Source organism: Pseudomonas sp. yb_5 (genome assembly GCF_043103865.1).
Lineage (GTDB): Bacteria > Pseudomonadota > Gammaproteobacteria > Pseudomonadales > Pseudomonadaceae > Aquipseudomonas > Aquipseudomonas putida_Y.
Genome location: NZ_JBICKE010000084.1, coordinates 64213 through 76614, shown reverse-complemented (window position 1 = coordinate 76614; position 12402 = coordinate 64213). Strand labels below are relative to the sequence as shown.

The window sequence follows — 12402 nt, the reverse complement described above, 5'->3', positions numbered from 1 at the left end:
TGCCATTCTCACTCCCGTCTGCCGCAGATTAGAGCCTGCGGTGCCTTGAGCGCTGCTCCCAGAGGCAGCACGGCATAACAACAAGAATTCCGTCAAAGAGGCTTCACTATGCGCAAACCAGAACTCGCCGCCGTCATCGCCGATAAGGCTGATCTGACCAAGGAAAAGGCCAATCAGGTTTTGAACGCGATTCTCGACAGCATCACCGGTGCCCTGGACAAGGACACAGTTACCCTGGTCGGTTTCGGCACCTTCGAAAAACGTCATCGCGGCGCGCGTACCGGCAAGAACCCGCAAACGGGTGAGCCGGTCAAGATCAAGGCCAGCAATACCGTGGCCTTCAAGCCTGGCAAGAACCTGCGCGACAGCGTTAACGCTCCCGCCAAGCCAGCCAAGAAAGGCAAGTGATCGCTCCCTGACAATTCCAGTGTCAGCCAAGCGGGCGCCTCGGGGCGCCCGTTGTGCTTTCTGCAGGCAAAATGTTTCGAACTTGCATAAATAGTTCTGGAAAAGGATAAACTGCGCGCCTTAGTCACTTTTCATTCGAGGCGCGTTGATGAAGTTTCGCTTTCTTCTCTGGGCCATGGGGCTGTTGATGGCCAGGGCCAGTCGTAATAACCCCGCATTCCAGCAGCAGCTCAAGGGCAAGGACCTGGTGTTCCAGATGCAGACCCTGGACGGCAAGGTCGCCCGGCACTTCATCGTCGAGAATGAGCGCATCAGCAGCAAGGGCGGCGCACACCCACAGCCGGCGTTCGCCATTGCCTTCAAGGACGCCGCCTATGGCTTCGCCACCATGCAGGCGGGTAACAAGCAGCTGGCGTTCATGCAGGGGATTCAGGACAAGCACATCCAGATCAAGGGCAACCCGGCGTTGGTGATGTGGTTCCAAGGGTTGATGAAATACCTGAAACCGAAGAAGAAAGGCTGAAGCCCGACGGGGATGCCGATGCTTTACCTGTGGGAGCGGGCGTGCCCGCGAAACAAGCGACGCGGTGCATGGCACCGGCTTCGCCGGTGTTCGCGGGCAAGCCCGCTCCCACAGTCAAATCGCGCCAGCTTTTAGAAATTGAGCAAGACAGTTGCTCCCACAGGGTATGCGTTAATGCTTAATGCGGTGCGTGGAACTGCGAAGCCAGCTCACGCAACAGGTTCTCGGCTTCGAGCACCTTGTTCACCACATCCTCGGCCTTGTCCCGGGTAATGCTCAGGCGTTCCAGCAGCTCGTCAGGAATCTCTTCCTGCGGCCCTGAGCCTATACCTCGCAAGCGCAGCAGGCGGGTGGCCAGGCATACCAGGTTGGGGAACGCGAAATATTCGCCGTCGTAGGCCGGATCGTGCTGAAAGCGCAAGGCAGTCGACAGCTCTTCCGGCATGTCCCACAGCTTCATCAGCCAGGCACCGATCTGTTCACGGCTGATGCCCAGCAAGTGTTGCTCCACATAGGTGTGGTTCAAATGCGGGTTGACCTCAAGGTGGCGGCAAATCAGCGAGAAGTGCGGCGGGAACACGTGCGCCAGCAGCAGGTAGCCGAAGTTGTGCAGTAGCCCGGCCAGGTAGGTCAGCCCGGCCTCGGGGCGTTCTGCGCGAGGCATGGCGCGGGTCAGGCCTTCGATGATCGCAGCGGTGTAGATCGACTGTTGCCAGTAGGGCGTGGCCTGCTGCGGGTGGTCCTTGGGCAGGCTCAAGGTCTTGCCTAGCGCCAGGCCCAAGGCCAGGTTGATCACAAGGTCGAAACCCAGCACACGCACGATGGCGTCTTCAACCGAGCGGATCTTGCCCGGCGAACCATAGTAGGGCGATGCAGCCCAGCTCACCACCTGTGCCGCCAGCGCCGGGTCGGTTTCGACCACGCCGGTGATGTCGTCGATGCTGGCGTTGGGATCTACCCGCAGCTTGATGATCTTCTGCGCGCTGTCGGCGAGCGGTGGGATTTCGATGGTTTCTTCCAGGCGCTTCTGAATGCGTCGGGCAGTGAAGGCCTGGACCGCATTGGTGATTTCCCGGGTGTCGTCATCGGGGCGGTCGAGGTTGGGGCTGATGGCTTCGACTTGCTGGCCGAAGCTGCTGGCGCTGGCCTTGGCCAGCATGCGCTTGAAGTGTGCGCGTTCGATTTCCAGCAACAGGCCGGCTTCGCCGGACTGGATAAAGACCGTTTCGGTGTCGAGCAGGGCCTTTTCGTACTGACATGGCGAGCTGGTCAGCGCCGGGATGCCCGGCAGCGCCTTGAGGTGGTGCTTGTCGAGCATCTGCTTCAGGCGCGGTACCGACACGGCGGTCAGCTTGCGCCCGGTCAGCTCGGCCAGGCGGTTGAGGTCCAGCAGGTGGCTCTGCGGGAACAGCACCATGAGGGCGCCGACCTCGTCGTCGAGAAGGACAGCCTGCACCCGCGAAGCCGCTGGCAGGTACGGGTGTTCGACCACCTGGCGGTAGGGCACGCCGAGCTTGTCGAGCAGCAGCCTGATGACAGAGGGGGCGTGTGGGGTTGCGGTGTCCAGGGCAACTTCAGTCATGGTCCGTATCCACTGTTTCTTTTAAACGCGAAGTATAACCAGCCTGCGAGCAAATCTGGATCCATTCTGGGACTGCCGTCACACTTGGCCATATTGTTGGCCATGGCGCAGCCAGCGGTCCAGCAGCGGGCTGACGTGTTCCGGCCAGCGTGATACCAGGGCCTGGGCCGCGTCGCGCACGGCTGGCAGCAGGTCGGCGTCGCGCATCAGGTCGGCGACCTTGAACTGCAGCAGACCGGTCTGGCGGGTACCAAGCATCTCGCCCGGGCCACGCAGTTCAAGGTCTTTTTCGGCGATGATGAAGCCATCGTTGGTCTCGCGCATGATCCCCAAGCGCTCGCGGCCGATCTGCGACAGCGGTGGGTGGTACAGCAGTACGCAATGGCTAACGGCGCTGCCCCGACCAACCCGGCCACGCAGCTGGTGCAACTGTGCAAGGCCCAGGCGCTCGGGGTTCTCGATGATCATCAGGCTGGCGTTGGGCACGTCCACGCCCACCTCGATGACCGTGGTGGCGACCAGAAGCTGCAGGTTGCCAGCCTTGAACTCGGCCATGATCTCGGCTTTTTCTGCCGGTTTCATGCGCCCGTGGATCAACCCTACCCTCAGCTCGCCAAGCGCGCTGCCAAGCTCCTCGTAGGTGCTTTCGGCGGCCTGGCAGGTGAGTTCTTCGGACTCTTCGATCAGCGTGCATACCCAATAGGCCTGGCGCCCCTCGGCGCAGGCGGCACGTACCCGCTCGACCACTTCGAAGCGGCGGCTGTCGGCCACCAGCACGGTGTTCACAGGCGTACGCCCTGGCGGCAATTCGTCGAGCACCGAAGTGTCCAGGTCGGCGTAGGCGCTCATGGCCAGGGTGCGCGGAATAGGCGTGGCGGTCATGATCAGCTGGTGTGGGCACAGCTCGCCGGCCACGCCCTTCTTGCGCAGGGCCAGGCGTTGCTGCACGCCAAACCTGTGCTGTTCGTCGATGATCGCAAGGGCCAGGTGCTTGAACCTTACCTCTTCCTGGAACAGCGCGTGGGTGCCGACCACCATGGGGGCGCCGTTGGCGATCTGCTCCAGGGAAGCGGCCCGGGCCTTGCCCTTGAGTTTACCGGCTAGCCAGGCGACTTCGATGCCCAGCGGTTCCAGCCAGCGCTTGAAGGTAATGTAGTGCTGCTCGGCGAGGATCTCGGTGGGTGCCATCAATGCCACCTGGTAGCCAGCTTCCAGCGCCTGCAACGCTGCCAGTGCAGCGACCACGGTCTTGCCGGCACCCACGTCGCCCTGCACCAGGCGCATCATCGGTTCGTGCTGGCTAAGGTCGTAGGCAATTTCGTTGGCTACCCGTTGCTGCGCGCCGGTCGGCTGGAAGCCCAGGTTAGCCAGGTACTGCGCCTGCAGGTGCGTGGCCTTGGGCAGTACCGGCGCACGCAGGCTGCGCAGGCTTTCGCGCAGGCGTTGTTGCGACAGTTGATGGGTCAGCAACTCTTCGAAGGCCAGGCGGTGCTGGGCCCAGTGCTGGCCTTCGGCGAGTTCGTCGAGGTCGGCATCGGCCGGCGGATTGTGAAGGTAGCGGATGGCTTCGTCCAAGGGTGCCAGCTGGTAGTCCCGGGCAAGTTCGTCAGGCAGCCAGTCGGGCAGGCTGCGCGGGCCAAGCAGGGCAAGGCTCTGCTGGCACAACAGGCGCAGGCGTTGCTGGGTAAGGCCTTCGGTGGACGGGTAGATCGGCGTCAGAGTCTGCTCCACCGGTGGCGGCGGCTCGCTGCCGTTCAGCGCGCGGTACTCCGGGTGGTAGATTTCCAGGCCCGAAGCGCCGGGGCGGGCTTCTCCGTAGCAGCGCAGGTGGGTGCCCCGCTTCAGGCCCTCCTTCTGCGCGTTGCTGAAGTGGTAGAAACGCAATGTCAGCACACCGCTGCCGTCGCCCAGGCGCACCACCAGGCTGCGGCGCTTGCCCATGGTCACATCGGTACCACTGACCACTCCCTCGATAACCGCATCCTGGCCCGGACGCAGCTGGCCGATTGGCACCACGCGCGTGCGGTCCTGGTAGCGCAGGGGCAGGTGGAACAACACGTCCTGCAGGTTTTCCAGGCCAACCTTGGCGAGTTTCTCCGCCATTGCCTCGCCCACACCTTTCAGTACTGTGACCGGGACCTTCGACAGCTCACTCATGACTCAGGCCGGTTGTTCCGCAGGGTTTTTGGCGACCGAGCACAGGCGGATCGAATCGGCGAGGATCTCGATCGCCTTTGGCCGCGGGAAGCTGGCGCGCCAGGCGATGGCTACCGTGCGGAACGGTGCCGGTGCCGTCAGCGGGCGCACTTCGATGACGCCGGGGGCGTAGTGATGGCTGTGCACTGCCGACAGCGGCAGGATCGAAACGCCAAGGCCCGAAGCCACCATGTGACGGATGGTTTCCAGCGAGCTGGACTCTACCGTGGTATGCCTTGAGCCTTCACCCCCCTTGTTCAGGGTCGGGCAGGCTTCCAGTACCTGGTCGCGGAAACAGTGGCCTTCACCGAGCAGTAACAGGCTCTTGTCGTTGAGCATGGCGGTGTCGATGGTCTTCTTCGCCGTCCATGGGTGGTCGGCAGGCATCAGGGCGCAGAACGGTTCGTCGTATAGCGGTAGCGTCAGCACGTCGGCTTCGTTGAACGGCAGGGCGATGATCACCGCGTCCAGTTCGCCGTTGCGCAGCTTTTCGCGCAGTACGTGGGTGAAGTTTTCTTCGATGTACAGCGGCATTTGCGGCGCCACGCGGTGCAGCTGCGGGATCAGGTGCGGGAACAGATAGGGGCCGACGGTGTAGATGGCGCCGACCTTGAGCGGGGCGGTCAGCTGATTCTTGCCGGCCTGGGCCAGCTCGCGAATGCCCTGGGCCTGCTCCAGTACCTTCTGCGCCTGGGCGACGATGCTTTCGCCGACCGGGGTCAGACGTACTGCGCTTTTGCTGCGCTCGAAGATCAGAACGCCAAGCTCGTCCTCGAGCTTCTTCACACCGACCGACAGGGTTGGTTGGCTCACGTGGCAACGCTCGGCGGCATGGCCGAAGTGCTGTTCCTGGGCGAGTGTGACGATGTAGCGTAATTCTGTGAGGGTCATAACGTGCGTCCATGAAGTTGCGGGCCCAGCATAGCGGCTGCAATCGATAGACGCACGTTATCAGACTTGCCGAATTGTGACAGAAACAAAAGTCTCAGCGGCGGTCCAGTGAGTAGACGAACGGTGCCACGACTTCAATCGTGCCATTGTTCAGCAACTCGGGTGGCGGCTTGGGTACCGTGCCGGCCCGACGGATCATTTCCAAGGTCGCCCGATCCAGTGAAGCACTGCCTGAACCACCGGCCATGGAGTACGACACGACCTTGCCTTCGGCGTCGACCACGAAGCGCAGGCGGTTCATACCTTGCAAGCCGCGACGGCGCGCGTCTTCCGGGTAGCGCTTGTACTTGGCCAGGTGGCGCAGCAGGTCGCTCTGCCAGGTTGGCAGGGCGTTGCTGTTGGACGCAATGCTCGGTGCCGGTGCCGCGGACTTCTGCGGTGGCGTGTTGCTGGGCGGCGCATCCACCGTTTGCTCGGTGGGGGGTGCTTCCTTCGGCGGCTCAGGCTTTTTCTCGGGCTTGGGCGGCTGGGGCTTGGCCTTCGGCTTGGGCGGCTTGGGGATGGCAATCTTGGGCTTGGGCGCTTCTGCCAGCTTCGGCATCGGCGGTTCCTCGACCGGGGCCGGTGGCTGCGGAGCTGCCTTTGGGGGTGGTGGTGGCGCAGGCTCCGGCAACGGTGCCAGTTCGACCATCATCGCTGCCGGGGGCAGCTCGATGGCCTGGGGCACCGACCAGTTGAGCGTCAGCAGCACGGCGACCACGTGCACGCCCAGCACGATCGCCAGGCTGCCACCGTAGCGCGCCATGTTAGAGCGCGTTTTCATCATTTCTTGGCTGCCGTCTCGAGACCTACCAGACCGACTTTCAGGTAGCCGGCCGCGCGCATGTTGTTCATCACTTCCATCAGGTCGCCGTAATCCACGCCTTTGTCAGCCTGGAAGAAGATGGTGGTTTCCTTGTCACCCTTGGTCTTGGCGTCGAGCATCGGGCCAAGCTGGTCGGGTGCAGCAACCAGATCGTCGCCGACATACAACTTCTGGTCGGCCTTGACGCTGACGAACACCGGTTTCTCGGGCCTTGGCGCTGGTTTGGCGGTTGAGGCCGGCAGGTCGACCTTGATGTCGACCGTTGCCAAGGGGGCGGCGACCATGAAGATGATCAGCAGCACCAGCATCACGTCGATGAACGGCGTAACGTTGATTTCGTGGTTTTCGGCGAGGTCGTCGCCACCTTCGTTGAGATGCAGGCCCATGGCTTACCCCACTTTCACCATGTGCGGGGCGGCGCGCTCGCTGCCCTGGTGGTCCAGATCACGGCTGACCAGCAGCAGTACCTGGGCGGAGGCATCGGACACCTGCGCCTTGTAACCGGCAATGGAGCGGGCGAAGACGTTGTAGATGACCACGGCCGGGATTGCCGCGACCAGGCCCAGAGCAGTGGCCAGCAGCGCTTCGGCGATACCTGGGGCAACTACGGCCAGGTTGGTGGTCTGGGTCTTGGCGATGCCGATGAAGCTGTTCATGATGCCCCATACGGTACCGAACAGACCGACGAACGGCGCGGTGGAGCCGATGGTGGCGAGGACGCCGGTGCCGCTGCTCATGGTACGGCCGCTGGCATGCACCAGGCGCTCCAGACGGAAACTGACGCGTTCCTTGATGCCTTCTTTTTCGCGAGCGTTCGCCGAAAGACGCATCTCTTCGAGGGCATCATGGACCAGGGTATGGGCCAGGGTGCCTGCCTTGTTGGAGACTTCGCTGGCTTCTTTGAGGGTGGTGGACTTCTTCAGCTGGGCGATTTCGCCACGCAGGCGGCGCTTGGCGCCCATCAGCTCGAAGCCTTTGGCAATCCAGATGGTCCAGGTGATGATGGAGGCGATGGCCAGGCCGATCATGACGATCTTCACCACGATGTCGGCGTTCTTGTACATGCCCCATGGCGACAGGTCATGGGCCATGCCCAGCGAGGTGTCTTCGACCAGGGCTTGAACGCTCGGGTCTGCCGCGGCCGGTGCATCTGCCGGGTTGGTGGCAGTGGCATCAGGCGCCGGCGCATCGGCTGGGGCAGCAGCGGGTGCGGCCGGAGCAGTGGCAGCAGCAGGTGTGGCGGCGTTGGTGGTTGGCTCATCGGCCATGGCCACCGGGGCCAGCACCAGGCTAAGTGTCAGCGCGGCGATGGCGCGCCAGGCGCGCGACGGGGTTGGCGAAGCGGAAGATTGAGTACGTGTCATGCTGGCCGGACCTGATGAAGAAAAAGTGAACGTTCTCCAAGGCCTCGATGCAGGCCGAGAACAAATTGGCGGCCATTATTGCAAGTAATTCTTGTTAACAAAAGTAATATTGTAGCTTTTTTCGCCTATGGTCTAGCCGCCCATCGTGTAGCGTGGCCAGGCTGATCAATTGGTCTAGGGGAGTTTAGAGATGTCAGACCTTTCCGTGATGGTGGTGGGTTGTGGTGATGTGGGTGGGCGTCTGGCCAGGCAGATGTTGGCTAAAGGTTGGAAGGTGAGCGGCCTGCGCCGTTCTGTTGATCAGCTGCCCTCTGGGGTTCAGCCGGTTGCTGCAGACTTGGCCGAACCGTCGATACCGCAGGCCTGGCCACAGGGCGCGCTGGACTACCTGGTGTACTGCGTGGCAGCCAGCCAGCACGATGAGGCGGGTTACCAGGCAGCCTATGTCGATGGTTTGCGCCATGTGTTGGCCTGGTTGGCCGAACGTGGCCAACGCCCGCGCCGGCTGTTGTTCGTCTCCAGCAGCAGCGTGTATGCGCAGAAGGGCGGCGAGTGGATAGAGGAGGGCGCTGCCACCGAGCCTGAGGGCTATTCCGGGCGGGTGATGCTGGAGGCTGAACGGTTGGCATTGGGCAGCGGCATCCCGGCGAGCGTGGTCCGCCTGACCGGTATCTATGGCCCGGGGCGCGAGTGGTTGCTGAGCCAGGTGCGTCAGGGTTACCGCGTGGCCGAGGAGCCGCCGCTGTATGGCAACCGCATTCATGCCGAAGATGCCGCCAGCCTGCTGGCGTTTCTGCTGCAGGCCGATGCTGATGGCAAGGCAGTGGATGATTGCTACATCGGTGTCGACGATGACCCGGCGCCGCTGGCCGATGTGGTGGCCTGGCTGCGGGCGTATATGGGGGTTACCGAGTGGTCCGATGAGCAACGGGTACGGCGTACCGGCAGCAAGCGCTGCAGTAATGCCCGGGCGCGGGCGCTGGGTTGGGCGCCGGTATATCCGAGCTACAAGGAAGGCTACGCCGCGATCCTGGCAGGAAAAGCCTAGCTGGCAACTGGCGCGATGCCTTGTGGGAGCAACTGTCTTGCTCAATTTCTAAAAGCTGGCGCGATCCCTGTGGGAGCGGGCTTGCCCGCGAACACGGGCGAAGCCCGTGCCATCCACCGCGGTGTCTTCTTCGCGGGTAAACCCGCTCCTACAGGGGGCGCGCATCATCTCAGGTGCGCTCCAGCGTCCACTGACGCTTGCCGGCTGCCAGCTCCGGCATTTCATCCGGCTGCGCACGGTTCACTGCCTGGAAAATCTCCAGCTTGTCGCCATCGCGCTTGATGATGAACGGTGCACCGCGCTGGTTGCGCTCCAGCCAAAGGCTGTCATTGCTGCCACCCATGGTCGCACAATCACCCGCCAGGCACAGGGCGAAGCGGTCCGGCCCGGGTAGGCCGGTGACGTTGCCGGTGTCGCTGAAGCGCACGCTGGCACCTTTGCCTTGGCCTTCGACGATCTTCCAGTTACCACCCAGGTAGGCCTGGTACAGCGCCTTCTCGAAGCTGCTGCCAAGTGGTGCATTGGCTGACACCGACGCCTTGGCGCGCACGAAGGTTTGCTTGGCGCCGTTCTGGTCGACGGCCAGCAGCTCGTCGCCATCGAGCGAAAGCTGCTCGGTCTGGCCGCCTTGGAAGCGGGCCTGCCATTGCTTGTCACTGGCGCTCAGCTGGCCGTCAGCGGCCTCGAAACCATTGCTATAGCTGGCTTGCTGATTGGCCACGTCGAGCTTCCACTCGAACACTGGGCCATGCTCATTCAGGGCCTGGCGCAGGCTACCGGCTTTGACCGCCGCAGTGATGGCTTCCTGGTTGATCCAGATGCCGTTGAAGTCTTCGGGTTTGTGGCTGGTGCAGCCGCCCAGTAGCAGGGCTGCCAGCGCGAAGGGCAGTGCTTGACGCATGACGGGGTAACCTTGCGGAGTAAGAAGGGTGACGGGCAGGGCCCGTCACCCGGGCATCATTCGATGACCAGGATGGCGTCCATTTCGACCTGAGAGCCTTTCGGCAGCGCGGCAACGCCGATGGCAGCGCGGGCTGGGTAGGGCTGTTCGAAGTAGCGGCCCATCACCTCGTTTACCTTGGCGAAGTGGCTCAGGTCGGTGAGGAAGATGTTCAGTTTCACGATGTCCTTGAACGAACCGCCAGCGGCTTCAGCCACGGCCTTGAGGTTCTCGAACACCTGCACGGTCTGGGCTTCGAAGCCTTCGACCAGTTCCATGGTCTTCGGGTCCAGAGGGATTTGGCCCGACATGTACACGGTGTTGCCGGCCTTGATCGCCTGCGAGTAGGTGCCGATGGCGGCAGGGGCCTTGTCGCTGTTGATGACGGTTTTGCTCATGATGACTCCTTGCGGTTGGCGGACTACGTACGCATGCGGGTGATGCGGACCACACCGGTCAGGGTACGCAGCTTCTTGATCACACGCGCCAGGTGCACGCGGTCGTGCACGCTGACCACCAGTTGGACCACGCTGATACGGCCGTCGCGTTCGTCCATGCTGATCTTTTCGATGTTGCCGTCGGCGGCGTTGACGCTGCTGGCCAGCAGGGCGATCAGCCCGCGCTGGTGTTCCAGTTCAACACGCAGTTCGACATTGAACTCGCCAGTGATGTCCTTGGCCCAGGAGAGCTGCACGCACTTTTCGGGGTTGTGGCGGATTTCACTGATGTTGCGGCAGTTCTCCAGGTGCACGACCATGCCCTTGCCGGCCGACAGGTGGCCGACAATCGGGTCACCCGGGATCGGCGTGCAGCACTTGGCGTAGCTCAGCACCAGGCCTTCGGTACCGCGGATCGCCAGCGGGCCTTCTGGCGCCGGCAGCTGTTCGCCTTCGGCCGACAGCAGGCGGCGCGCGACCACGTAGGCCATGCGGTTGCCCAGGCCGATGTCTTCGAGCAGGTCTTCTATCAGCTCCAGGCGGTATTCGGCGAGAATAGACTGGACACGTTCCTGAGGGATTTTCTCCAGGCTGCTGTCGAAGCCTGTGAGCACCTTGTTCAGCAGGCGCTCGCCCAGGCTGATGGACTCCGAGCGGCGCTGTTGCTTGAGCGCGTGGCGGATATTCGTGCGCGCCTTGCCGGAGACCACAAAGTTGAGCCAGGCCGGGTTTGGCCGAGCGCCCGGGGCGCTGACGATTTCTACTGTCGAGCCGCTTTGTAGCGGTTCGGACAGTGGCGCCAGGCGGCGGTTGATGCGGCACGCGATACAGCTGTTACCAACGTCGGTGTGCACCGCATAGGCGAAATCGACGGCCGTGGAGCCTTTGGGCAACTCCATGATCCGGCCTTTGGGGGTGAATACGTAGACCTCGTCCGGGAACAGGTCGATCTTCACGCTCTCGATGAATTCCAGCGAGTTGCCGGCACGTTGCTGCAGTTCGAGGATGCCCTTGACCCACTGGCGGGCACGCGCGTGGCTGCCCTTGGGCTGCTCGTCGTCGTTGGACTTGTACAGCCAGTGTGCAGCGATGCCGTTGTTGGCCATCTCTTCCATTTCGCGGGTGCGGATCTGGATTTCGATGGGCACGCCGTGCATGCCGAACAGGGTAGTGTGCAACGACTGGTAGCCGTTGGCCTTGGGGATCGCGATGTAATCCTTGAAGCGCCCGGGCAGCGGCTTGTAGAGGTTGTGCACGGCGCCGAGCACGCGGTAGCAGGTGTCCACCTTGTCGACGATGATGCGGAAGGCATACACGTCCATGATCTCGTTGAAGGCACGGCGCTTGCCGCGCATCTTCTTGTAGATGCCATAGAGGTGTTTCTGTCGACCGCTGACCTCGCCCTCGATGCCGTCGGCGGCCAGGCAGTTGGCCAGCGAGTGTTCGATCTTGGCGACGATCTCTTTGCGGTTGCCGCGTGCGCTCTTCACTGCACGGTGAATCAGCGACGAGCGCATCGGGTGCATGGCCTTGAAGCCAAGGTCTTCGAACTCCACCCGCACATTGTGCATCCCCAGGCGGTTGGCGATGGGGGCGTAGATTTCGAGGGTTTCCTTGGCGATGCGCCGGCGTTTTTCGCCAGACAGCACTTCCAGTGTGCGCATGTTGTGCAGGCGGTCCGCCAGCTTGACCAGGATCACGCGGATATCGCGGGCCATGGCCATGGCCATTTTCTGGAAGTTTTCCGCCTGCGCCTCGGCCTTGGTCTCGAAATTCATCTGGGTCAGCTTGCTGACCCCATCGACCAGTTCGGCCACGGTCTCGCCAAACTGCTGGCTGAGGGCTTCCTTGGCGATGCCGGTGTCTTCGATCACATCGTGCAACATGGCCGCCATCAGGCTCTGATGGTCCATGTGCATGTCGGCGAGGATGCTGGCCACGGCCAGCGGGTGGGTCACGTAGGGCTCGCCGCTGCGGCGGCGTTGCCCATCGTGGGCCTGTTCGGCGTAGAAATAGGCACGCCGGACCAGGTTGACCTGTTCGGGGCCAAGATAGGTCGAAAGCCGTTCGGCCAAGGCTTCTATACCCGGCATGGGTTCACCTCCTGCCGAGGAAGAGGGCCTTGCGCCGTACGACGTCGACCTGGCA

At 62.8% G+C, this 12402-nt stretch carries 12 protein-coding genes; 3 read left to right on the top strand and 9 right to left on the bottom strand.

The features are described 5' to 3' along the window. Positions 1-108: 108 nt before the first annotated feature. Positions 109-408 (top strand): HU family DNA-binding protein, encoded by a 300-nt coding sequence (locus ACF8GF_RS14145; protein ID WP_003253355.1) that lies wholly within the window; start codon positions 109-111, stop codon positions 406-408. Positions 409-556: 148 nt separating this feature from the next. Beyond that, positions 557-931 (top strand): helicase, encoded by a 375-nt coding sequence (locus tag ACF8GF_RS14140; RefSeq protein WP_176682898.1) that lies wholly within the window; start codon positions 557-559, stop codon positions 929-931. A 178-nt stretch (positions 932-1109) separates the two neighbouring features. Here the strand turns inward: ACF8GF_RS14140 and ACF8GF_RS14135 are convergent, their stop codons facing one another. The 6 genes from ACF8GF_RS14135 to exbB form a co-directional block, all read right to left on the bottom strand. Beyond that, positions 1110-2513, bottom strand: a complete 1404-nt coding sequence (locus ACF8GF_RS14135) for an aminoacyl-tRNA deacylase and HDOD domain-containing protein (RefSeq protein WP_176682897.1) — start codon at positions 2511-2513, stop codon at positions 1110-1112. A gap of 78 nt (positions 2514-2591) precedes the next feature. Further along, on the bottom strand, positions 2592-4670 hold the full coding sequence (recG, locus tag ACF8GF_RS14130) for an ATP-dependent DNA helicase RecG (RefSeq protein ID WP_176682896.1): 2079 nt from the start codon (positions 4668-4670) through the stop codon (positions 2592-2594). 3 nt (positions 4671-4673) lie between these two features. Beyond that, the gene (locus tag ACF8GF_RS14125) at positions 4674-5600 is read right to left on the bottom strand and encodes a hydrogen peroxide-inducible genes activator (RefSeq protein ID WP_012274839.1); all 927 of its coding nucleotides are present in this window, start codon (positions 5598-5600) and stop codon (positions 4674-4676) included. 94 nt (positions 5601-5694) lie between these two features. Continuing rightward, positions 5695-6426 (bottom strand): energy transducer TonB, encoded by a 732-nt coding sequence (locus tag ACF8GF_RS14120; RefSeq protein WP_176682895.1) that lies wholly within the window; start codon positions 6424-6426, stop codon positions 5695-5697. Then, complete coding sequence (exbD, locus tag ACF8GF_RS14115; protein ID WP_176682894.1) at positions 6423-6851, bottom strand: TonB system transport protein ExbD; 429 nt, start codon at positions 6849-6851, stop codon at positions 6423-6425. The genes ACF8GF_RS14120 and exbD overlap by 4 nt, the downstream gene beginning before the upstream one ends. A 3-nt stretch (positions 6852-6854) precedes the next feature. After that, complete coding sequence (gene exbB, locus ACF8GF_RS14110) at positions 6855-7829, bottom strand: tonB-system energizer ExbB (protein ID WP_209969130.1); 975 nt, start codon at positions 7827-7829, stop codon at positions 6855-6857. A 190-nt stretch (positions 7830-8019) separates the two neighbouring features. On the opposite strand from exbB, the gene ACF8GF_RS14105 reads away from it, so the two are divergent. Further along, positions 8020-8877, top strand: a complete 858-nt coding sequence (locus ACF8GF_RS14105) for an SDR family oxidoreductase (protein ID WP_392461486.1) — start codon at positions 8020-8022, stop codon at positions 8875-8877. A 169-nt stretch (positions 8878-9046) separates the two neighbouring features. Here the strand turns inward: ACF8GF_RS14105 and ACF8GF_RS14100 are convergent, their stop codons facing one another. Genes ACF8GF_RS14100 through spoT form a run of 3 tightly spaced genes read right to left on the bottom strand, consistent with a single transcriptional unit; the run spans position 9047 to position 12347 of the window. Continuing rightward, positions 9047-9778 carry a hypothetical protein gene (locus tag ACF8GF_RS14100; protein WP_176682891.1) on the bottom strand — a complete coding sequence of 244 codons (732 nt, stop codon included), beginning with the start codon at positions 9776-9778 and terminating at the stop codon, positions 9047-9049. Positions 9779-9834: 56 nt separating this feature from the next. Beyond that, a complete protein-coding gene (locus ACF8GF_RS14095) occupies positions 9835-10215 on the bottom strand; it encodes a RidA family protein (RefSeq protein ID WP_003253379.1) in 381 nt (126 codons plus the stop codon). Positions 10216-10238: 23 nt separating this feature from the next. Beyond that, positions 10239-12347 (bottom strand): bifunctional GTP diphosphokinase/guanosine-3',5'-bis pyrophosphate 3'-pyrophosphohydrolase, encoded by a 2109-nt coding sequence (gene spoT / locus ACF8GF_RS14090; protein WP_392461488.1) that lies wholly within the window; start codon positions 12345-12347, stop codon positions 10239-10241. Between the last annotated feature and the right edge of the window lie 55 nt (positions 12348-12402).

Excerpts from the sequence above, each read along its gene's own strand:
- ACF8GF_RS14145 (WP_003253355.1), top strand. The coding sequence starts at position 109 with ATGCGCAAACCAGAACTCGCCGCCGTCATCGCCGATAAGGCTGATCTG.
- ACF8GF_RS14140 (WP_176682898.1), top strand. The coding sequence starts at position 557 with ATGAAGTTTCGCTTTCTTCTCTGGGCCATGGGGCTGTTGATGGCCAGG.
- ACF8GF_RS14135 (WP_176682897.1), bottom strand. The coding sequence starts at position 2,513 with ATGACTGAAGTTGCCCTGGACACCGCAACCCCACACGCCCCCTCTGTC.
- recG (WP_176682896.1), bottom strand. The coding sequence starts at position 4,670 with ATGAGTGAGCTGTCGAAGGTCCCGGTCACAGTACTGAAAGGTGTGGGC.
- ACF8GF_RS14125 (WP_012274839.1), bottom strand. The coding sequence starts at position 5,600 with ATGACCCTCACAGAATTACGCTACATCGTCACACTCGCCCAGGAACAG.
- ACF8GF_RS14120 (WP_176682895.1), bottom strand. The coding sequence starts at position 6,426 with ATGATGAAAACGCGCTCTAACATGGCGCGCTACGGTGGCAGCCTGGCG.
- exbD (WP_176682894.1), bottom strand. The coding sequence starts at position 6,851 with ATGGGCCTGCATCTCAACGAAGGTGGCGACGACCTCGCCGAAAACCAC.
- exbB (WP_209969130.1), bottom strand. The coding sequence starts at position 7,829 with ATGACACGTACTCAATCTTCCGCTTCGCCAACCCCGTCGCGCGCCTGG.
- ACF8GF_RS14105 (WP_392461486.1), top strand. The coding sequence starts at position 8,020 with ATGTCAGACCTTTCCGTGATGGTGGTGGGTTGTGGTGATGTGGGTGGG.
- ACF8GF_RS14100 (WP_176682891.1), bottom strand. The coding sequence starts at position 9,778 with ATGCGTCAAGCACTGCCCTTCGCGCTGGCAGCCCTGCTACTGGGCGGC.
- ACF8GF_RS14095 (WP_003253379.1), bottom strand. The coding sequence starts at position 10,215 with ATGAGCAAAACCGTCATCAACAGCGACAAGGCCCCTGCCGCCATCGGC.
- spoT (WP_392461488.1), bottom strand. The coding sequence starts at position 12,347 with ATGCCGGGTATAGAAGCCTTGGCCGAACGGCTTTCGACCTATCTTGGC.